Source organism: Janibacter alkaliphilus, assembly GCF_013408565.1.
GTDB classification, from domain to species: domain Bacteria; phylum Actinomycetota; class Actinomycetes; order Actinomycetales; family Dermatophilaceae; genus Janibacter; species Janibacter alkaliphilus.
Window position 1 is genome coordinate 546986 of record NZ_JACBZX010000001.1, and the last position, 20598, is coordinate 567583.

21 protein-coding genes are annotated in these 20598 nt (G+C 73.0%); 8 read left to right on the top strand and 13 right to left on the bottom strand.

Translation table 11 applies throughout. The features are described from left to right. Positions 1–34: 34 nt before the first annotated feature. The 3 genes from pntB to BJY28_RS02685 all read right to left on the bottom strand — a co-directional run bounded on the left by pntB (position 35) and on the right by BJY28_RS02685 (position 3284). Complete coding sequence (gene pntB / locus BJY28_RS02675) at positions 35–1462, bottom strand: Re/Si-specific NAD(P)(+) transhydrogenase subunit beta (protein ID WP_179461632.1); 1428 nt, start codon at positions 1460–1462, stop codon at positions 35–37. After that, positions 1459–3006 carry a Re/Si-specific NAD(P)(+) transhydrogenase subunit alpha gene (locus BJY28_RS02680; protein WP_179461633.1) on the bottom strand — a complete coding sequence of 516 codons (1548 nt, stop codon included), beginning with the start codon at positions 3004–3006 and terminating at the stop codon, positions 1459–1461. Before BJY28_RS02680 ends, pntB begins: the two co-directional genes overlap by 4 nt. Before the next feature lie 137 nt (positions 3007–3143). Then, positions 3144–3284: a hypothetical protein gene (locus BJY28_RS02685; protein ID WP_179461634.1), complete on the bottom strand. Its 141-nt coding sequence runs from the start codon at positions 3282–3284 to the stop codon at positions 3144–3146. Between the two features lie 126 nt (positions 3285–3410). Between BJY28_RS02685 and BJY28_RS02690 the strand changes: the two genes are divergently transcribed. The 5 genes from BJY28_RS02690 (at position 3411) to BJY28_RS02710 (ending at position 7347) form a co-directional block, all read left to right on the top strand. Further along, positions 3411–4625, top strand: coding sequence for a pyridoxal phosphate-dependent aminotransferase (locus BJY28_RS02690; protein ID WP_179461635.1), 1215 nt, complete (start codon positions 3411–3413; stop codon positions 4623–4625). Between the two features lie 95 nt (positions 4626–4720). Next, positions 4721–5230, top strand: coding sequence for a CrcB family protein (locus tag BJY28_RS16555; RefSeq protein ID WP_179461636.1), 510 nt, complete (start codon positions 4721–4723; stop codon positions 5228–5230). Next, the gene (locus tag BJY28_RS02700) at positions 5227–5580 is read left to right on the top strand and encodes a fluoride efflux transporter FluC (protein ID WP_179461637.1); all 354 of its coding nucleotides are present in this window, start codon (positions 5227–5229) and stop codon (positions 5578–5580) included. The genes BJY28_RS16555 and BJY28_RS02700 overlap by 4 nt, the downstream gene beginning before the upstream one ends. 241 nt (positions 5581–5821) lie before the next feature. Beyond that, entirely contained in the window at positions 5822–6241 is a 420-nt protein-coding gene (locus BJY28_RS02705; RefSeq protein ID WP_179461638.1) for a DUF4440 domain-containing protein, read from the top strand. Between the two features lie 89 nt (positions 6242–6330). Next, entirely contained in the window at positions 6331–7347 is a 1017-nt protein-coding gene (locus tag BJY28_RS02710) for an aldo/keto reductase (protein WP_179463899.1), read from the top strand. Between the two features lie 118 nt (positions 7348–7465). Here BJY28_RS02710 and BJY28_RS02715 read toward each other — a convergent pair whose 3' ends face one another. The 5 genes from BJY28_RS02715 to BJY28_RS02735 are packed head-to-tail and all read right to left on the bottom strand — an operon-like array spanning position 7466 to position 11811. Beyond that, a complete protein-coding gene (locus BJY28_RS02715) occupies positions 7466–8263 on the bottom strand; it encodes a putative hydro-lyase (RefSeq protein ID WP_343036928.1) in 798 nt (265 codons plus the stop codon). Next, positions 8244–9173, bottom strand: coding sequence for a 5-oxoprolinase subunit C family protein (locus tag BJY28_RS16000; protein ID WP_179461639.1), 930 nt, complete (start codon positions 9171–9173; stop codon positions 8244–8246). Before BJY28_RS16000 ends, BJY28_RS02715 begins: the two co-directional genes overlap by 20 nt. Continuing rightward, complete coding sequence (locus BJY28_RS16005; protein WP_179461640.1) at positions 9170–9781, bottom strand: 5-oxoprolinase subunit B family protein; 612 nt, start codon at positions 9779–9781, stop codon at positions 9170–9172. The genes BJY28_RS16000 and BJY28_RS16005 overlap by 4 nt, the downstream gene beginning before the upstream one ends. After that, positions 9778–10545: a 5-oxoprolinase subunit PxpA gene (locus BJY28_RS02730; RefSeq protein ID WP_179461641.1), complete on the bottom strand. Its 768-nt coding sequence runs from the start codon at positions 10543–10545 to the stop codon at positions 9778–9780. Before BJY28_RS02730 ends, BJY28_RS16005 begins: the two co-directional genes overlap by 4 nt. 24 nt (positions 10546–10569) lie before the next feature. Continuing rightward, entirely contained in the window at positions 10570–11811 is a 1242-nt protein-coding gene (locus BJY28_RS02735) for an NRAMP family divalent metal transporter (RefSeq protein ID WP_425485719.1), read from the bottom strand. Positions 11812–12038: 227 nt separating this feature from the next. On the opposite strand from BJY28_RS02735, the gene BJY28_RS02740 reads away from it, so the two are divergent. Beyond that, positions 12039–12734 carry a GntR family transcriptional regulator gene (locus BJY28_RS02740; RefSeq protein WP_179461643.1) on the top strand — a complete coding sequence of 232 codons (696 nt, stop codon included), beginning with the start codon at positions 12039–12041 and terminating at the stop codon, positions 12732–12734. Between the two features lie 167 nt (positions 12735–12901). Here the strand turns inward: BJY28_RS02740 and mmsB are convergent, their stop codons facing one another. The 5 genes from mmsB to BJY28_RS02765 form a co-directional block, all read right to left on the bottom strand. After that, complete coding sequence (mmsB, locus tag BJY28_RS02745; RefSeq protein ID WP_179461644.1) at positions 12902–13771, bottom strand: 3-hydroxyisobutyrate dehydrogenase; 870 nt, start codon at positions 13769–13771, stop codon at positions 12902–12904. A 1-nt stretch (position 13772) separates the two neighbouring features. Then, positions 13773–14894 (bottom strand): enoyl-CoA hydratase/isomerase family protein, encoded by a 1122-nt coding sequence (locus tag BJY28_RS02750; protein WP_179461645.1) that lies wholly within the window; start codon positions 14892–14894, stop codon positions 13773–13775. Continuing rightward, the gene (locus BJY28_RS02755) at positions 14891–16030 is read right to left on the bottom strand and encodes an acyl-CoA dehydrogenase family protein (protein WP_179461646.1); all 1140 of its coding nucleotides are present in this window, start codon (positions 16028–16030) and stop codon (positions 14891–14893) included. The genes BJY28_RS02750 and BJY28_RS02755 overlap by 4 nt, the downstream gene beginning before the upstream one ends. 1 nt (position 16031) lies before the next feature. Beyond that, positions 16032–17528 (bottom strand): CoA-acylating methylmalonate-semialdehyde dehydrogenase, encoded by a 1497-nt coding sequence (locus BJY28_RS02760; RefSeq protein ID WP_179461647.1) that lies wholly within the window; start codon positions 17526–17528, stop codon positions 16032–16034. A 252-nt stretch (positions 17529–17780) separates the two neighbouring features. Continuing rightward, positions 17781–18572, bottom strand: coding sequence for a GAP family protein (locus tag BJY28_RS02765; protein ID WP_179461648.1), 792 nt, complete (start codon positions 18570–18572; stop codon positions 17781–17783). A 118-nt stretch (positions 18573–18690) separates the two neighbouring features. Between BJY28_RS02765 and BJY28_RS16725 the strand changes: the two genes are divergently transcribed. Both BJY28_RS16725 and BJY28_RS02775 read left to right on the top strand, forming a co-directional pair. Continuing rightward, positions 18691–19932 carry a histidine kinase gene (locus BJY28_RS16725; protein ID WP_179461649.1) on the top strand — a complete coding sequence of 414 codons (1242 nt, stop codon included), beginning with the start codon at positions 18691–18693 and terminating at the stop codon, positions 19930–19932. Next, positions 19929–20576, top strand: coding sequence for a response regulator (locus BJY28_RS02775; protein ID WP_179461650.1), 648 nt, complete (start codon positions 19929–19931; stop codon positions 20574–20576). Before BJY28_RS16725 ends, BJY28_RS02775 begins: the two co-directional genes overlap by 4 nt. Positions 20577–20598: the final 22 nt, after the last annotated feature.

Genomic DNA, 20598 nt, shown 5'->3' on the forward strand with positions numbered 1-20598 from the left:
GGCGCACGGGCGCGGTCGCCGCCGAGCCACCCGCTCAGAGGTGGTGGATGATCCCCTCGACCTGGACCTTGGCGTCGCCGAAGAGCATCTGGCTGTTCTCCCGGAAGAAGAGCGGGTTCTGCACGCCCGCGTAGCCGGTGGCCATCGACCGCTTGAAGATGATGACGTCCGAGGCCTCCCACACCTCCAGCACCGGCATCCCGGCGATCGGCGAGGTGGGGTCCTCGGCCGCGGCGGGGTTGACGGTGTCGTTGGCGCCGATGACGAGGACGACGTCGGTGCCCGGCAGGTCGTCGTTGATCTCGTCCATCTCCAGGACGATGTCGTAGGGCACCTTGGCCTCGGCCAGCAGCACGTTCATGTGCCCGGGCAGGCGCCCGGCGACCGGGTGGATGCCGAAGCGGACGTCCACCCCCTTCGCCCGCAGCTTGCTGGTGAGGTCGGCGACCGCGTACTGGGCCTGCGCGGTGGCCATCCCGTAGCCGGGGGTGATGACCACCGAGGAGGCGTTCTTCAGCAGCTCGGCCGCGCCCTCGGCCTGGATCTCGCGGTGCTCGCCGTAGTCGCGCTCCTCCCCGACGACGCCGCCGTCGGAGCCGAAGCCGCCGGCGATGACCGAGATGAAGGAGCGGTTCATCGCCTTGCACATGATGTAGCTGAGGTAGGCACCGGAGGAGCCGACGAGGGCACCGGTGATGATCAGCAGGTCGTTGCCGAGCAGGAAGCCGGCCGCGGCCGCCGCCCAGCCGGAGTAGCTGTTGAGCATCGAGACGACGACCGGCATGTCGCCGCCGCCGATCGAGGCGACCAGGTGCCAGCCGAGGAAGAGCGCCCCGAGGGTGATGATCCCCAGGATGAGCGCGCGCACGAAGGTCTGGTCGTGCGGGATGAGGATGTAGGCCACGGTGAGCACGACGAAGCCGACGATGATGCCCAGGTTGAGCAGGTGGCGCATCGGCAGCATCATCGGCGCGCTCTTGATCCGCGCGGACAGCTTGAGGAAGGCGACGATCGAGCCGGTGAAGGTCACCGCACCGATGAAGACGCCGACCGCGACCTCGCCGTCGTGGATCTTGGGGTAGGCGGAGTCCTCGTAGGAGGAGTTCCAGCCGACGAGCACGGCGGCCAGACCGACGAAGGAGTGCAGCAGCGCGATCAGCTCGGGCATGCCGGTCATCTCGACCTCGCGCGCCCGCCAGATGCCGATGGCCCCGCCGACGCCCATCGCCAGCAGGATGAGCAGCAGCCCGCTGACGCCCGAGCCCTCGGTCTCGGCGGTGCCGCCGTCGATGCCGATGGTGGCGGCGACCACGGTGACGATCAGCGCGATCGCCATGCCGACGACGCCGTAGCGGTTGCCGGCGCGGGCGGTCTCGTGCTTGGAGAGCCCGGAGAGGGCGAGGATGAAGAGCAGTCCGGCGACGATGTAGGCGCCCTGGACCAGGGTGATCGACAGGCTCATCGGACGGCGTCCTCCCGCTGGAACATCTGCAGCATCCGGGCCGTGACCGTGAAGCCGCCGAAGACGTTGATGCTGGCCACGAGCACACCGACGACCGCGAGGATCGTGGTGAGCACGCCGCCGTCGCCGACCTGCAGCAGGGCGCCGACGACGATGATGCCGCTGATCGCGTTGGTCACCGACATCAACGGGGTGTGCAGCGCGTGGTGGACGTTGCCGATGACGTAGAAGCCGATGACCACCGAGAGCATGAAGACCATGAAGTGGCCGAGGAAGGGGGCTGGGCTCACCGACGCCAGCCCGAGGAAGAGCAGCGCGGCCAGCGCGAAGAGGCCGAGCTTGGTGCCCTGGCTCATCGGCTCCTTGGCCGGCGCCGGCTCGGGCGCCGCGGCCGGCTCGGGCGCGGCCTGCGGGGCCGAGGAGACCTGGACCGGTGGTGGCGGCCACAGCGTCTCGCCACCGTCGGTGACGGTCATGCCACGCACCACGGTGTCCTCGAGGTCGATGACCGCCTGCCCGTCCTTCTCCGGGGTGAGCAGCTTGAGCAGGTTGACGATGTTGGTGCCGTAGAGCTGGCTGGCCTGGGTGGGCAGCCGCCCGGCGAGGTCGGTGTAGCCGATGATCGTCACGCCGTTCGCGGTGACCACCTTCTCGTCGGCGACCGCGCCGGCGACGTTGCCGCCGTTGGAGGCGGCCATGTCGACGACCACCGAGCCGGGCTTCATCGAGGCGACCATCTCCTCGGTGATCAGCCGCGGCGCCGGCTTCCCGGGGATGAGCGCGGTGGTGATGATGATGTCGACGTCCTTGGCCTGCTCGGCGTAGAGCTCGGCGGCCTTGCGGGCGACGTCCTCGCCGGCCTCCTTGGCGTAGCCGTCGGCGGAGCGCTCCATCTCGACGTCGATCTCGAGGAAGTCAGCGCCCATCGACTCGACCTGCTCGGCCACCTCGGGCCGGATGTCGAAGGCGCGCACGATCGCCCCGAGCGAGCCGGCGGTGCCGATCGCCGCGAGCCCGGCCACGCCGGCGCCGCAGACGAGCACCTTGGCCGGCGGGACCTTGCCCGCGGCCGTCACCTGGCCGGTGAAGAGGCTGCCGAACTCGCCGGCCGCCTCGATCACCGCGCGGTAGCCGGCGATGTTGGCCATCGAGGAGAGCACGTCCAGGGACTGGGCGCGGGAGATGCGCGGCACGGCGTCCATGGCCAGCGCGGTGACCCCCTGCTCGCGCAGCCGCTCGACCAGCTCGGGGTTGAGGGCGGGGGCCAGCAGGCAGGCCAACCTGGTGCCCGGCCGCAGCCAGCTCACCTCGTCCTCGTTCGGGGCGTTGACCTTCACCACGAGGTCCGCGGTCCACACCTCGGCGCTCCCGGCCAGCTCGGCGCCGGCCTCGACGTAGGCCTCGTCCGGATAGGCAGAGGCGGCGCCCGCGCCCGGCTCGACGAGCACGTCGTAGCCGAGCTTGATGAGCTGCTCGACGGTCTTGGGGGTCGCGGCGACCCGGGTCTCACCGGGTCGGAACTCCCTGGGCACGCCCAGTCGCATCGTCACTCCCTCGTGTCCCTGGTCGGCCCTCGACCTGGGCTGGCGGGCGGATCGGACCTCCGGCCTGCCTGTCGCCAGTGCAACCTAGCCGAGTCGGTCGATACGCGGGAGGAGCGTGTGACGAGTCGGACGTCACGTCACTCGGGTGCGGGCTCGCCCCCTTCGTCCTCGTCGTCGACGACGGCCGCCTCCCGGGCCAGCTCCTCGTCGTCCCACACGGTGTGCGGCGGCTCGCCGGCGCCGGCCTCCGCCGGCTCGTCGGCGGGGGGCTGGGACATCGCCGGCTGCGGCATCACGTCTCCTGGAGGTGGCGCGTCGGGGGGACGGCCACCATCCTATGGCGGTGCCGCGGCGGGCCGATACTCCCGCGACGGGTCCGCGAGCCGGGTGCCAGACTGCGGGCCATGCGCCCGATCACCCAGAGCCGCAAGCTGCAGGACGTCCGCTACGACGTGCGGGGGCCGATCCTCGTCGAGGCTCAGCGGCTGGAGGCCGAGGGGCACAAGATCCTCAAGCTGAACATCGGCAACACCGCGCCCTTCGGCTTCGAGGCGCCCGAGGCGATCGTCGCCGACATGACCCGGCACCTGCCGGACAGCCAGGGCTACGTCGACTCCAAGGGGATCTACTCCGCGCGGACCGCGGTCGCGCAGTACTACCAGAGCAAGGGGCTGCGGGAGACCACCGTCGAGGACGTCTTCATCGGCAACGGGGTCAGCGAGCTCATCACGATGGTGCTGCAGGCCTTCGTCGACGACGGCAACGAGGTGCTCATCCCGGCGCCGGACTACCCGCTGTGGACCGGAGCGGTCAGCCTCTCCGGCGGCACCCCGGTGCACTACCGGTGCGACGAGAGCAACGGCTGGGACCCCGACCTGGCCGACGTCGAGGCGAAGATCACCGAGAACACCCACGCGCTGGTCATCATCAACCCGAACAACCCGACCGGCGCCGTCTACAGCGAGGCCACGGTGCGCGGGCTGGTGGACATCGCCCGGCGGCACGGGCTGGTCGTCATGGCCGACGAGATCTACGAGAAGATCCTCTTCGACGACGCGGTGCACCACCACACGGCGACCTACGCCGGCGACGACGTGCTGTGCCTGACCTTCTCCGGGCTCTCCAAGGCCTACCGGGTCTGCGGCTACCGCGCCGGGTGGGTGATGATCTCCGGCCCGAAGCACATGGCCGAGGACTTCCTCGAGGGGCTGACCCTGCTGTCGAACATGCGGATGTGCGCCAACGTCCCGGCCCAGCACGCGATCCAGACGGCGCTCGGCGGGTACCAGTCGGTGGACGAGCTCATCGTGCCGGGCGGCCGCTTCTACGAGCAGGCCAAGCTCGCCTCCCGGCTGCTCAACGAGATCCCGGGGGTCAGCTGTGTCGAGCCGCGGGGCGCGCTCTACTGCTTCCCCCGGCTGGACCCGGAGGTGTACGCGGTCGAGGACGACGAGTCGCTGGTGATCGACCTGCTGCGCGCGAAGAAGATCCTCGTCACCCACGGCACCGGCTTCAACTGGCCCGAGCCGGACCACTTCCGGGTGGTCTGCCTGCCGGACGAGGAGGTCATGACCGAGGCGATCGGGCGGATCGGCGACTTCCTCGAGACGCGGCGGTGAGGCGCCCGTCCGCCCCCTTCGGTCGAGGTGATGCGCGCCGCGGTGACGGGCGTGGATCACCTCGACCGCACGACGAAGGGGGCGGCGCCGGCGGTGTGCTCGGCCCGGCCCGGGAGGCCGGCGCGGTCGCCGCGGGCGGCGCGCTCGGCGCGGTCCTGCGCTGGGCGGTCGTGGGTGCGCTGCCCGGCGGTGACGGTGGCTGGCCGTGGGGGACGCTGCTGGTCAACGTCACCGGGTCGCTGCTCATCGGGCTGATCGTCGCCCGGCTGCTCACCACCCCGGCACCGACGTGGGTGCGTCCCTTCGCGGTGACCGGGCTGCTCGGCGGCTGGACCACCTACTCCGCGCTGGCGCTGGATGCTCGCGGGCTCCTCGCCGAGGGTGACGTCCTCGCCGGGCTGGGCTATCTCGTGGCGACGACGGTGCTCGGCCTCGGGGCATGCCTGCTCGGGCTGCGTGTCGGCGAGGCGCGGGACGTGAGCTCGGGGTCGCGGACGTCGGTGGGCCCGAGCTCGAAGCCGACCGTGGGCGGGGGCGCAGGGTCCGAGTCGACGGCGGACGGACGCTCAGGGGCGCCGCCCACGGCGGACGGGGGGCGGCCATGACGGTGCTGCTCGTCGCTGCCGGCGGCGCGCTGGGTGCGCTCGGGCGCTGGTGGCTGGTCGGCCGGTCCGGGGCGACCGCGGCGGGAGGGACCCTGCTCGTCAACGTCCTCGGCTCGTTCGTGCTCGGGCTCGTCGCGGGCTGGTCGGCGCACGAGAGCGCGCCGGGCTGGGTGCTGCCGCTGCTCGGCGCCGGCCTGTGCGGGGCGCTGACCACCTACAGCGGGCACGCGCTGATCGTCGTGGAGGCGGCGCGCGAGGGACGCACCCGGCACGCCCTCAGCGACGTCGTGCTCTCGCCCGCCCTCACCCTCCTCGCCGTCACCCTCGGCTGGTCCCTCACCTCCCCCTGACCCGCCCTTCCTCCGCAACCCCCTAGGCAGCTGCATCCGCTCAGCCTGCAAGCGCAGCGTCTGCGACGAAGGTAGGCGGCTGTCGCGCATCGGGGCCGGGCGCGTGATCATGGATGGCAGGTCGCAGGTGCGTCCAGGGGCACCGGCAGATCGGACCACGTCGGATGACGAAGGGGGTCCCACCAGTACCGGCCACGCTGCGCCCTGGTGCCGCCGAGACCGATCGACAAGACTCAACGACGTGACGGGCACCGACCGAGAGAACCAGAAGAGCGCGACCCCGATGTCGCTGCACGAGCAGCTGACCGCGCAGCACCGGGCGATGTCCCGGGCCATGGTCGATGCGGACACCCGTGCCCTGGGGTCGCTGCTCGCCAGTAGCTACACGCTGACCCACATGACCGGGACCGAGCAGACCAGCGCGCGGTGGCTCGAGGAGATCGCCTCCGGCGAGATGGACTACCACCACGTCGAGGACGTGGACGTCACCGTCTCGGACGGCGAAGGCGCGGAGGCCGCGGCACCGGAGCTGACCGTCCGCTCGCTCACCGACGCCACCATCTGGGGCAGCCGGGCGACCTGGCGGCTGCAGCTGCGGCACACCTTCGTCCGCGGCGAGGCCGGATGGCTCTTCGCCCGGACCGTCGCCTCGACCTGGTGACCACGCGCGGTGGGCACGCCCGCCGTGGGCACGGTCCACGGGCGCACCCCGCCTGAGCAGCACGAACACACGGAGGACGAACGATGAGCATGACCTATCGACCGCTGGGCCGCACGGGAGTGCAGGTATCCCCGCTGACCCTGGGCGCGATGATGTTCGGGCCCTGGGGCAACGACGACCGGGCCGACGCGACCCGGATCATCCATCGCGCGCTCGATGCCGGCATCAACGTCGTCGACACCGCCGACGTCTACTCCGGCGGTGTGTCCGAGGAGATCGTCGGCAAGGCCATCGCCTCCCGTCGGGACGAGGTCTTCCTGGCGACGAAGTTCTTCATGCCGATGAGCGATGAGCCGAACCACGGCGGGGGCTCCCGGCTGTGGATCATGCGCGCGGTGGAGGACTCGCTGCGTCGGCTCGGCACCGACCACATCGACCTCTACCAGGTGCACCGGCCCAGCTCCGGCACCGACGTCGAGGAGACCCTCGGCGCCCTGACCGACCTGGTGCGGCAGGGCAAGGTGCGCTACATCGGCTCCTCGTCGTACTCCGCCGGGCAGATCGTCGAGGCGCAGTGGACCTCGCGCGATCGCGGCCTCGAGCGCTTCGTCACCGAGCAGCCGCCGTACTCGATCCTCGTCCGCGGCATCGAGCAGGACGTCCTGCCGACCGTCCAGCGGCACGGGATGGGCACCTTCTGCTACAGCCCGCTGTCCGGCGGCTGGCTGTCCGGCAGGTGGCGCAAGGGTGCCGCCGGGGCGCCCACCTCTGCGGCCCGGCCGTCGGCCCGCTTCGACATGTCCCCGCCCGCGAACCAGCGCAAGCTCGACCTCGTCGAGGACCTGGCGCTGCTCGCCGACGAGGCAGGGATGTCGCTGATCGATCTGGCTCTCGCCTTCGTCATCAACCACCCGGGGCTGACCAGCGCCATCGTCGGCCCTCGCACCATGGAGCAGCTCGAGTCGTACCTGCCGGCCACCGAGATCACGCTCACCGCGGACGTCCTCGACCGGATCGATGAGATCGTCGCGCCCGGTGTCACCGTCAACCCCGACGACGACAGCTACGGCGCGCACGAGCTGACCGCGGCCTCTCGTCGGCGGTGACCCAGAGCCGCTGCGCCACGCCACAGACGCTGCGGTTAGCCGTAGACGCTGCGCATGCAGGCGCAGCGTCTGCAGCTGCCTAGGGGGTTGCGGTCTTTGGGTTGGGGTGCGGAGGGGGTCAGGGGATGAGGTGGTCGGAGTCCCGGGCGTCGGTGATCGCCATCATCCCCGGGGCGTGGCCGATGGCGAAGGGCGGACGCGAGGCCATCACCGCGGCCTGCGGGGTGACCCCGCAGGCCCAGAAGAGCGGCACCTCACCGTCGCGGACCTCGACCGGGTCGCCGAAGTCCGGAGCCCCCAGGTCGGCGATGCCCAGCGCCGCCGGGTCGCCGACGTGCAGCGGCGCACCGTGCACCGCCGGGTAGCGCGAGGTCACCCGGACCGCGTCGGCCACCTGCTCCGCCGGGACCGGGCGCATCGAGACCACCAGCGGTCCGGACAGCCCGCCCGCCGGCCGGCACGCCCGGTCGGTCCGGTACATCGGCACGTTGCTGCCGGCCTCGACGTGCCGCACCGCCACCCCGGCCTCGAGCAGCGCCGCCTCGAAGGTGAAGCTGCAGCCGATGAGGAAGGCCACGAGGTCCTCGCGCCAGACCTCGCGCACGTCGCGCACCTCGTCGGCCGGCTCCCCGTCGACGTACACCCGGTATCCGGGCAGGTCGGTGCGCAGGTCCCCGCCGAAGATCGCGCTGCGCACCTCGCCCGGCTCGGTGACGTCCAGCACCGGGCAGGAGCGTGGGTTGCGCTGGGCGAAGAGCAGCACGTCGTAGGCGTGCTCGCGAGGCACCGCCAGGAGGTTGGCCTGCGTCCATCCTCCGCTCCACCCGGAGGTGGGCACGGACAGCCCTTCGCGGAAGAGGCCACGAGCCTGCTCCGGCGACAGCGCGGACGGGTCCTCAGGGGTCGCGACGGTCACGGGCACCTCCGGTGAGCTCGAAGCGGATCTGCTGCCCCGGTCTGGCCTGCGCGGCCAGCGGGACGTCGGCGGCGCGCACGACGGCGACCACGGGGTAGCCGCCGGTCACCGGGTGGTCGGCGAGGAAGAGCACCGGCTCCCCCGACGGCGGCACCTGCAGCGCCCCGGGGACCATCCCTTCGCTGGAGATCTCCCCATCCCGGGCGCGGGCCAGGCTCGCCCCGGTCAGGCGCACCCCCACCCGGTCGCTGTCGCTGCCGACGACGAAGGGGGTGGACGTCAGCGCCTGCACCGCCTCGTCGGTGAACCACTCGTCCCGCGGACCGAGCACCACCCGCAGCGTGATCTCGCCGGTCGTCGGCGGCGCCACCGGGGCGACGTCGACGTGCGGCGCCTCGGCCGGCGTCGGACCGACCGGCAGCCGGTCCCCGTCGCGCAGCGGCGCCGGTCCCAGGCCGGCGAGGGTGTCCGTGGCCCGGGACCCGAGCACCGGCGGCACGTCGATGCCGCCGCGCACGGCGAGGTAGGAGCGCAGCCCGGCGGTCGGCACCCCGAGCCGCAGCTCGGCGCCGTCCGGCAGCCAGACCACCGCGTCGCTCGGTGCGGGTCGACCGTCGATGCTCATCGGGCAGTCGGCACCGGTGAGCGCGACGTAGCCGCCGCCGCGGGCACGCACCGCCAGCCCACCGACGGTGACCTCCAGCGCCGCGGCCTCCGGCGGGTTGCCGAGCAGCCGGTTGGCCAGGTCGAGCGAGCGGGTGTCGGCGGCGCCGGAGCGTCCGACGCCGAGCGCGGCCAGCCCCGGACGTCCGCGGTCCTGCACCGTGGTCTGGGCGCCGGTCGCCAGCACCTCGAGCTCGCGGGCGGGGCGCTGACCGGCGCCCGGGCCGCGGGTCGGTCGCGTGCTCATGAGGCCTCCACGAAGCGCACCCGCGTCCCGGGCACGAGCAGCGCCGGCGGGTCACGGTCGATGTCCCAGGCGACGAGCTCGGTGCGGCCGATGAGCTGCCAGCCGCCGGGCGACTCCCGCGGGTAGACCCCGGCGAACTCACCGGCCAGCGCCACCGCGCCGGCCGGAACCCGGGTGCGGGGGCTGCTGCGCCGCGGCACGTGCAGCCGCGGGTCGGCGCCGACGAGGTAGCCGAAGCCGGGCGCGAACCCGCAGAAGGCGACCGTCCACTCCTGCCCGGTGTGCGCCTCGACCACGCCGCGCTCCCCCAGGCCGGTCAGCTCGCCGACCTCGGCGAGGTCGTCGCCGTCGTAGACGACCGGGACCTCGAGGTCGCCGCCGTCCGGTCGGCTGCCGCCGCTCACCTCGACGGATCGGACCTGGCGCGCCACGGACTCGACGTCGGTCCCGGCCGGGTCGAGCACGAGCAGCAGGGTCGCGGCCGCCGGCACGAGGTCGAGCACGCCCTGCGGCGGGTCCTGCTCCAGCGCGGCGTAGAGCGCGAGCACCGCGTCGAGATCACCGAGCTCGACGAGGAGCCCGGAGTCGCCGCACGGGCGCAGCCTCATCGGGTCCCCTGGACGAAGGGGGTCAGCGTCACCCCGTCGTCGGTGAGCACCTGCCGGACCCGGCGGGCGATCTGGACCGCACCGGGGCTGTCCCCGTGCACGCACAGCGAGCCGGGCGTCACGGCGACCTGGCTGCCGTCGATCGCCTCGACCTGCCCGTCGACCACCATCGCCAGGCAGCGGCGGGCGATCTCCTCCGGGTCGTGCAGCACGGCGCCGGGCTCGCGCCGCGAGACCAGCGTCCCCTCGGGGGTGTAGGCCCGGTCGGCGAAGGCCTCGGCGACCGTGGTCAGCCCGGCCTCCCGGGCCTGCCGCAGCCACGCCGAGCCCGGCAGCCCGAGCACCGGCAGGGTCGGGTCGTAGGCGACGACCGCGGCGACCACCGCGGCGGCCTGCTCCTCGTGGTGGACGATGGCGTTGTAGAGCGCGCCGTGCGGCTTGACGTAGCGCACCCGGGTGCCGGCCACCTGGGCCATGCCCTGCAGCGCCCCGATCTGGTAGATCACGTCGTCGGTGAGATCGGCCGGCGGGACGTCGATGAAGCGTCGGCCGAAGCCGGCGAGGTCGCGGTAGCCCACCTGGGCGCCGACGCTCACCCCCTTCGCCGCCGCCTGCTCGCAGGAGCGGCGCAGCACCGAGGAGTCCCCGGCGTGGAAGCCGCAGGCGACGTTGGCGCTGGTCACCACCTCGAGCATCGCGTCGTCGTCACCGAGGGTCCAGCGGCCGAAGCTCTCACCGAGGTCGGCGTTGAGGTCGATCTGCACGTTCTGCTCCTGTCGTCTGCCCGGTCACTGCCAGAGGTCGGCGATCCCGCCGAGCGACTCCCACGCCAGGTAGAGCGCGAGCACCCAGACGGCCAGGCCGAGGACGCCGAGCCACACCGGGTAGCGGTAGCCGTGCAGCAGGTCGCGACGCCGCAGCGCCACCCACACGATGATGCCCAGCCCGACCGGCAGGATGAGCCCGTTCAGGGCGCCGGCGAGCACGAGCAGGGTCACCGGGGTCTGCCCGACGCTGACGTAGACGATGGTCGAGACGGCGATGAAGGCGACGACCACCCAGTTGCGGTTGCGCGCCAGCCAGTCGGAGAAGGTGGCCAGGAAGGACACCGAGGTGTACGAGGCGCCGATGACGCTGGTGATGCCGGCCGCCCAGAGGATGACGCCGAAGATGATCACCCCGACCTCGCCGAGCGCCGCCTCGAAGGCGGAGGCCGGCGGGTTCTCCTCGGAGAGCGTGGCGCCGCCGGCGACGACGCCGAGGACGGCCAGGAAGAGCAGCACCCGCATCACCCCGGCGACGACGATGCCGATGACCGAGACCCGGCTGACCTCCTTCACCCGCTCCGGCCCGGTGATCCCGGAGTCGACGAGACGGTGCGCGCCGGCGTAGGTGATGTAGCCGCCGACGGTGCCGCCGATGAGGGTGACGATGATGAGGAAGTCGATGTCGTCCGGCAGCACGGTCTGGCGCATCGCCTCTCCCAGCGGCGGGTCGGAGGTGATCGCGACGTAGCTGACCATGGCGATCATCACCGCGCCGAGGACGACGACGATGCGGTCCATCGCCACGCCTGCCTTCTTGCTGACGAAGACGACGATGGCGATGACCGCGGAGACGGCGCCGCCGATCTTGGCGTCGACGCCGAGCATGGCGTTGGCGCCGAGCGCGGTGCCGCCGATGTTGCCGATGTTGAAGACCAGCCCGCCGAAGACGACCAGTGCCGCCAGCAGGTAGCCGGCGCCGGGGAGGACCTTGTTGGCGAGGTCCTGGGCGCGCATCCCGCTGATCCCGATGACCCGCCAGACGTTGAGCTGGACGGCGATGTCCACGAGCACCGAGACGAGGATGGCGAAGGCGAAGGCGGCACCGAGCTCGGCGGTGAAGACCGTGGTCTGGGTGATGAAGCCGGGGCCGATGGCGCTGGTGGCCATGAGGAAGACGGCGCCGAGCAGCGCGCCCCTGCCGGCCGCACCGATCGGCGAGGGCGCCGACGCCGACCCGCCCTGGGTGCCGGCCTCGGTGCTCATCGAACCGCTGCTGGTCGAACCGGCGCTGCTGCCGTCGGCGCCGTCGGGCGCGTCGCGGCCTTCTCGCTCGGGCTGGGACATCTCGTCTCCTCCTGGTGGCGTCGACCACGGCGATGTGGTCCGATCACCGCACGCTAGCGATTGTTCAACAATCCGGCAATACCTCGATTCGCTAGGATCCCTGCGTCATCGACGACGACGCAGCGGAACGACAGGGCGGGGCGAGGATGCGGCAGGACGAGGCCGGCTGGCTGGGCACGCTGGCCGAGGCACGGGAGAGCGTGCAGCAGACCAGCGCCTCCGGGCGGGTGGCCGCGGCCCTGCGGGAGCGGATCATCGAGGGCGACCTGCGCCCGGGCACCCGCCTGTCCGAGGTGAAGATCGGGCATGCGCTCGGGGTCTCCCGGAACACCCTGCGCGAGGCCTTCCAGCTGCTCACCCACGAGCGTCTCGTCGTGCACCGGCTCAACCGGGGGGTCTTCGTCCGGTCGTTGGAGGCCGACGACGTCCGGGACCTCTACCGCTTCCGCCGGATGCTCGAGGTCGCCGCGATCCGGCAGGCGTCCCTCGGGACGCCCGACCTGAGCGGGCTCCGGGCCGCGGTGACCGAGGGCGAGCGCGCCGCACGGGACGAGGACTGGGCCCGGCTGGGCAGCGCGAACATGCACTTCCACCGGGCGCTGGCCGGGATGGCCGGCAGCCGCCGGGTCGAGGAGGCGATGGAGCAGGCGCTGGCCGAGATGCGCCTCGTCTTCGCCCGGATGGAGGACCCGCACGCCTTCTACACCCCCTACCTCGCCGAGAACCAGCAGCTGCTCGCTCTGCTCGAGGCGGGGCGGCACGCCGAGGCCGAGCAGGCGCTGACCACCTACCTGCACCGCGCGGAGACCCAGCTGCTCGGGCGGTGGGGCGACACCCCCTGAGGCTCGGGTGGTCTCGCGACCCCCTGGGGCTCGCGCCGAGGGTGGCGCGGACGACCTGCCGCGGTGCGGGAGGGGCCGTCGAGAACCTCTCGGTCACCCGAGAAGCCTCCCCCCGCAACCGGCGCTTTATCGGGTAACCCGATAAAGGGGAGACAGGTGAGGTGGGGTCAGCGGAGGGTGGTGATGATCGAGGAGAAGTCGTGGCCGGCGTGCTCGGTCTCGCTGAGGCTGGCATAGAGGGCCGAGACCAGGCGGCCCACCTGGGCGTCCAGGCCGGAGCGCTCCACCTCGGCCATCGCCAGGGAGAGGTCCTTGTGCATCAGCGCCGTCGCGAAGCCGCCCTCGAAGTCGCGGTTCGCCGGGCTGGTCGGGACCGGGCCCGGCACCGGGCAGTTGGTCTGCAGCGCCCAGCACTGCGCGGCCGAGGTGGAGGCCACGTCGTAGAAGGCCTGGTTGGTCAGGCCGAGCTTCTCGCCGAGGACGAAGGCCTCGGCCACCCCTACCTGGGTGATCGCCAGCAGCAGGTTGTTGCACAGCTTCGCCGCCTGCCCGTTGCCGCTGGCGCCGCAGTGCACGATCCGCCCGGCCATCGGGTCCAGCACCGGGCGGGCCAACTCCAGGTCGGCCTCGCTGCCGCCGACCATGAAGGTGAGCGTGCCGGCCTCGGCGCCCACCACGCCGCCGGAGACGGGCGCGTCGATGAACCGGTGACCGGCCGCGTCGACCTGCCCCGCCGCCTGCCAGGCCAGCTCGGCGCCGGTGGTCGAGGTGTCGATGAAGAGGGTGCCCTCGGCGGCCGCCGGCAGCACCTCCTCGTAGACGCTGAGCAGCACGTGCCCGTTGGGCAGGCTGGTCACCACGGTCTCGGCGCCCTCGACGGCCGCGGTGGCGGACGCCGCGGCCAGGACCCCGTGCGCGACGGCGGCCTCCCGCAGCTCGTCGACGGGGTCGAAGCCGACGACCTCGTGGCCGCCGCGGACGAGGTTGGCGGCCATGTGGCCACCCATGTGGCCGAGCCCGATGAACGCGATGGTCATGTCATGCCTCCGTGCTGGTGTGCGGATCGTCCGGGAAGGTCAGCTCGTGCTCGCCGATCGGCGCGAAGTAGGCCTCGACCTGCGAGGCGGTCACCTCGGCCAGCGAGGCCGGGGACCACCGCGGGTCACGGTCCTTGTCGACGACCTGGGCGCGGACGCCCTCGACGAAGTCGGCCGAGGCGTGGCAGTGGTAGGCCAGACGGGCCTCCTGGGCCAGCGCCTCCCGCAGGCTCATCCCTGCGGCCGAGCGCAGCGCCCGCAGGGTCACCGCGACCGAGGTGGGCGAGCGGGTCAGGATGGTCTCGGCGGCCTCGTCGGCGGCCTCGGTCCCGGTCTCGCGCAGCCGCCGCACGATCTCCTCGGCGTCGTCGCCGGCGTAGGCGGCGTCGATCCAGGACCGCTCCGGCAGCAGCGGCGCCGGCGGGGGCTCCTCGGCGAGCGCGTCGACCGCCTCCTCGGCGGGGGTCTCGGCGAGCGCCTGCAGCAGCCGCGGCAGCCGCTCGCTGGGCACGAACCGGTCGGCCAGCCCGAGCGCGATCGCGTCCCCGGCGCCGACCTGCCCGGCGGTGAGGGCCAGGTGGGTGCCGGTCTCCCCCGGCGCCCGTGAGAGCAGGTAGGTCCCGCCGACGTCGGGGATGAAGCCGATCCCGGTCTCCGGCATGCCGATCCGCGAGCGTTCGGTGACCACCCGGATCCGCCCGTGGGCGGACAGGCCGATGCCTCCGCCGAGCACGATGCCGTCCATGACGGCGACGTAGGGGGTCGTCAGCTCGTCGATCATCGCGTTCAGCCGGTACTCCGCGCTCCAGAAGTCCTGGGCCTCGCGCCCGCCGGCCTTCGCGTCCTTCCACAGCGCGACGATGTCGCCGCCGGCGCACAACCCGCGCTCGCCAGCGCCGGTGAGCACGATGGTCCCGACCTGCGGGTCGGCCTCCCACTCCTGCAGCTGCTCGGTGATCAGCCCGACCATCTCCATGGTCAGCGCGTTGATCGCCCGGGGCCGGTTGAGCACCAGGTGACCGACCCGTCCGTCCCGGCGAGCCAGGACGGGCGGCGCGTCGGCGCCTTGCGGCTCCGGCTGCCGTGCCTGGTCCGGCTGCTGCGCCTCGTGCGGACCGCTCATGCCCGCCCCCGCACCAGCTCGCGGGAGACCACGACCTGCATGATCTCGTTGGTGCCCTCGAGGATCTGGTGGACCCGCAGGTCGCGCACGATCTTCTCGATGCCGTACTCCCACAGGTAGCCGTAGCCGCCGAACAGCTGCAGCGCGTGGTTGGCCACGTCGAAGCAGGAGTCGGTCACGAAGCGCTTGGCCATCGCGCACCTGGCACCGGCACCCTCCGCACCGGCGTCCAGGGCGTCGGCGGCGTCGTGCAGCATCAGCCGTGAGGCGTGCAGCCGGGTGGCCATGTCGGCCAGCCGGAAGCGCAGCGACTGCTGCTCCAGCAGCGGCTCGCCGAAGGCCTCCCGGGTGCGCAGGTGCGCCAGCGCCGCGTCGAAGGCGGACTGGGCGCCGCCCAGGGAGCAGGCGGCGATGTTCAGCCGGCCGCCGTCCAGGCCCTTCATGGCGATGGCGAAGCCGCGTCCCTCCTCCCCGAGCAGGTGGTCGGCCGGGATCCGCACCCCGTCGAGGACGACCTCGCGGGTGGGCTGCGCGTTCCAGCCCATCTTCGCCTCGTTGGCGCCGAAGGACAGCCCCTCGGCGTCGGCCGGGACGACGAAGGCGGACACCCCCTTCGCCCCCGGACCGCCGGTCCTGGCCATGACGACGTACACGTCCGCCGCACCGGCACCGGAGATGAACTGCTTGGCGCCGTCGAGGACGTAGCCGTCGCCGTCGGCCCGGGCGGTGGTGCGCAGCGCCGCGGCGTCAGAGCCCGAGCCGGCCTCGGTGAGGCAGTAGCTGGCCAGCTGGTCCATCGCGGTCAGCGGCGGCAGCCACCGCTGGCGCTGCTCCGGGGTGCCGGCCGAGTCGATCATCGACGTGGCCATGTTGTGGATCGAGATGTAGGCGGCGACCGTCGGGCAGGCGGTCGCCAGCTGCTCGAAGATCCGCACCCCGTCGGCGCGGGTCAGGCCGGAGCCGCCGACGTCCTCGGCGACCCAGATGCCGCCGAGCCCGAGGCCGCCCGCGGCGGAGAGCACGTCCACCGGGAAGTGCTTGTCCCGGTCCCACCCGGCGGCGTGCGGGGCGATCTGCTCGTCGGCGAACTCCCGCACCATCGCGGTGAGCTCGACGATCTCGTCGCTGACCGCCATGTCAGCTCATGGTGGGGATGACGAAGCTGGCGCCCTCGCGGATGCCTGTCGGCCAGGTCTGGGTGACCGTCTTGGTCTTGGTGTAGAAGCGGAAGGCGTCCGGGCCGTGCTGGTTGAGGTCGCCGAAGCCGGAGGCCTTCCATCCGCCGAAGGTGTAGTAGGCGATCGGCACCGGGATCGGCACGTTCACACCGACCATGCCGGTGTCGACGCGGGTGGTGAAGTCGCGGGCGGTGTCACCGTCCCGGGTGAAGATGGCCACGCCGTTGCCGTACTCGTGCTCGCTCGGCAGCCGCAGGGCCTCCTCGTAGTCGGCCGCACGGACCACGCTGAGCACCGGGCCGAAGATCTCCTCGGTGTAGATCCGCATGTCCGGGGTGACCCGGTCGAAGAGCACCGGACCGACGAAGAAGCCGTCCTCCAGCCCCTCGACGACCAGGTCGCGGCCGTCGTGGGCCAGCTCGGCGCCCTCGTCGACGCCGATCTGGATGTAGTCGAGCACCCGCTGCTTGGCCTGCGGGGTGACCAGCGGACCGAAGTCGGCCTTCTCGTCGAAGGAGTGGCCGACGGTGAGCCCGGCGATCCGCTCCTTGAGCTTGGCGACCAGCGCGTCGGCGGTCTCCTCCCCCACCGGCACGGCCACCGAGATCGCCATGCACCGCTCGCCGGCGGAGCCGTAGCCGGCACCGATGAGCGCGTCGGCGGCCTGGTCGAGGTCCGCGTCGGGCATGACGATCATGTGGTTCTTGGCCCCGCCGAAGCACTGCGCGCGCTTGCCGTGCTTGGCGGCGGTCTCGTAGATGTAGTGCGCGATCGGCGTCGAGCCGACGAAGCCGAGCGCCTCGACGCGCGGGTCCTCCAGCAGGGTGTCGACGGCGTCCTTGTCACCGTTGACCACGTTGAGGACGCCCGCCGGCAGCCCGGCCTCGATGAAGAGCTCGGCGATGCGCAGCGGCACGGAGGGGTCGCGCTCGGAGGGCTTGAGCACGACCGCGTTGCCGGCGGCCAGGGCCGGGCCGATCTTCCACAGCGGGATCATCGCCGGGAAGTTGAAGGGGGTGATCGCGGCGACGACGCCGAGCGGCTGCCGGATGGAGTAGACGTCGATGCCGGTGCCGACGCCGGTGGAGTGCTCGCCCTTGAGCAGGTGCGGTGCGCCGGCGCAGAACTCGACCACCTCCAGACCCCGCTGCCAGTCCCCCTTCGCGTCCGGGATGGTCTTGCCGTGCTCGCTGGAGAGCAGCCGGGCGAGCTCGTCCATGTTCTGGTGCGCCAGCTCGACGAACTTCAGCAGCACCCGGGCCCGGCGCTGCGGGTTCATCGCCGCCCAGGCCGGCTGCGCCGCCTGCGCGCTGGAGATCGCGGCCTCGACCTCCTCCCGCGAGGCGAGCGGGACGGTGTCGCGGACGCTGCCGGCGGCAGGGTCGAAGACGTCGGCGGTCCGTCCGGAGGTGCCCGGGACGCGCGCGCCGTCGAGGAAGTGGGAGAGCTCAGCCATGGTGAGACGTCCTTGTCTGGTCCGGCAGGGGTGTGTGCTGGGTCACCAGACAGGGTACGGGTGACCCTCGGACCCGAGGCAACCACCTCCGCCACCGCCAGGCGCTCGTCGGGCGTGGATCCCACAGTCCTAGGACTGTCGCGCCGGCCCGTGCGCGCACGCGGTCCACGAGGACAGTCCTAGGACTGTCGCACCGGCCCGCGCGCGCAGGCGGTCCTGAGAGACAACCGCGGGCCGAAGGGCGGAGGGCCGTCAGCCGATCCCGACCGCGCCGATGAGCGCGTCGAGACCGCCCGGCATCCGCGCGACCGCGTCCCGCGCGACGAGGAAGCCCACGATGCCGACGATCCAGGCCGTCGTGCTGGCGCTCGTGCGCTCCAGCCACCGCCCGAGCCGGGCGAGCACAGGCGCGACGAGGCGGTGCGCGCCGGTCCGCAGCGCGAGCAGCAGGAGCGCAGGCAGCAGCATGACCAGGCAGTACGCGGCGAGCACCCCGACCGTCGCGGCCGGCGAGAGATCCGCGCGGCTGATCAGCCCGGTCGCCCCGAGGTAGGGCAGCATCGTCGCCACCTCCAGGGCCGCGGCGGTCAGCGCGAGCAGGACCAGCGGTCGCAGACCGGCCCGTGCGCCGCCGCTCTCGCCAGCCCCGCTCTCGCAGGCCCCGCTCCCCTCTGCCCCGCTCTCCTCGGCACCCACGAGCCGCTCCCGCCACCGGGAGATCCGCCCGGGCGCCCCGTCGGCGTCCTTGCGGTCGATGAGGAAGCTGCCGCCGAGGAGCAGCACGCCGACGACGAGCTGGATCCGCAGGCCGGTGGTGGTGTCGAGGACGTCGCCGATGTCGTCGAGCGCCGCCGAGGCACCGGCCACGAGGGCGAGGCCGAGGAGCAGGTAGAAGGCGCCGATCGTCCCGAGGAAGACGAGCACCCGGCGCACCGGCGGGCGGCCCGGGGTGAGCATGAGCCAGATCGGGATGAGCAGCGTGCCGAAGCTCGTGGAGTCGACGAGCGCGAGCGCCGCGAGGGTGGGGGCGAGCGACGTGGTCATGGCCCCACCGTCGCCGTGCGCGCCGGATCGCACATCGCCCAGGCGGACGAGGTACGGCCTGGCCGTCTCCATCCTTCGGATGAAGGGCGCGTGCCCCGGGCTGTGCTGGGATGGTCGGGTGAGCACCAGCGCCCCGCCCCGGCCGGGGAGCACGCTGCGCACCTCCGGGCGCCGTCCGGCCCTGAAGGCGCTGGGCACCTTCGTCCTGGGGGCCCTGCTGGTCGCCGTCGGGCTCGTCCGCACCTCGGGCTTCGCTCCGGAGGAGCCGCCGAGCCGCTGGGTCTTCCTGCTGCCGCTGGCCGCCATCTGCGCAGCGATGGTGCTCGAGCGGCGGCGCCCGGTGCTGGCGCTGGCTCTGGGCACCCCGGTCTTCGTCGCCGACGCGGCGATCGGCGGCAGCCTGGGCGTGCTCGTCGCCTACGTCGACCTGCTCTACTGCGTGGCCCGCTGGGCCTCGCCCCGGGCGGCGGGACGCACCGAGGCCCTCGCCTGGGCCGCGACGGTGCTCTCCGGGGCGGCGGCCTTCGTCGTCGGCGGCGACCTGCGGGCGTCGGTGCTGCTCTCCATCGTCGCCTTCACCGCCCTGGTCGTCCCGATCTGGTGGGGCCGCGAGGTCCGCAGCCAGGCCGAGCTGGCCGACCTCGCGGCGGCACGCGGCAACGACCTCGTGCGGCTCTCGGCGCTGCGCGAGCAGGCCACCCTGCGCGAGGAGCGCACCCGGATGGCCAGCGACATGCACGACGCGCTCGCCGGCGACCTCGCGGCGATCGGCGTCCACGCCGAGGCCGCGCTCAGCAGGCCCGGAGGTGGCGCCGACCCCGCGGATCGGGCTGCGCTGCAGACGATCCGCGAGGCCAGCGTGTCAGCCGCCGAGGAGCTGCGCACGATGGTCCGGCTGCTGCGGTCCGAGGAGTCCGAGGACGGCGAGCGCCGGCTGCCGGCCCGGCTCGAGCAGCTCGACGAGGTCGTGGCGCACGCCCGCCGGCAGGGTGTCGCGGTCACCGCAGATCTCCCGGGATCGTGGCCGGCGCTCCCGGCCGCCGTCGATCACGCGGCCTACCGCATCGTGCAGGAGTCGCTGACCAATGCGGCCCGGCACGCCCCGGGAGCACCGGTGCGGGTGCGCGTCCAGGTCGACGAGCACGCCGTGGAGGTCGAGGTCTCCAACCCGCAGGTCATCGGGGGCGCGGGGCCCGGCGCCCGGCACGATCCACGCGGCGGCACCGGGCTGGTCGGGATGCGCGAGCGCGCCGAGGCGCTGGGCGGGCTGCTGACCGCCGGACCCGTCGACGACGCCGGAGAACCCTCCTGGCGCGTCCACGCTCGCATCCCGCTCACCCCGACGGAGGACTCCGCATGACCATCCGCGTGCTCATCGCCGACGACCACGCCGCGATCCGCTCGGGCCTGCGGGTCATGCTCGAGCAGACGGGCGAGATCGCCGTCGTCGGGGAGGCGGCCGACGGCCGGGCAGCGATCGCCAACGCCCGCGCCCTGGAGCCCGACGTCGTCCTCATGGACATCCGGATGCCCGGGACGGACGGGATCGAGGCGACCCGCGAGATCGTCGCGGCCTCGTCCACCGGCGTCCTGGTGCTGACCACCTTCGACGACGACGCCTACGTCTTCGGCGCCCTGCGCGCGGGCGCGGCCGGCTTCCTCCTCAAGACGGTCTCGGGCGCGGACCTCGTCGAGGCCGTACGCCGGGTGGCCGCCGGCGAAGGCGTGATCTCGCCGGAGGTGACCCGGAGCCTGCTCGCCGAGTTCGCCCGGTCTCCGGCCGACCACCGGCCCGCCGCCCCGGTCGAGCTGGACGCGCTCACCGCCCGCGAGCGCGAGGTGCTGGCCGCCCTGGGCCGGGGTCTGTCGAACGCCGCCCTCGCTGGCGAGCTCGGCATCTCCGAGGCGACCGCGAAGACGCACGTCTCCAGCGTGCTCGCCAAGACGGGCTGCGCCTCGCGGATGCAGGCCGCAGTCCTGGCACGGGAGTCGGGCATCGCCTGAGCAGGACGCTCCGCCCCCCTCC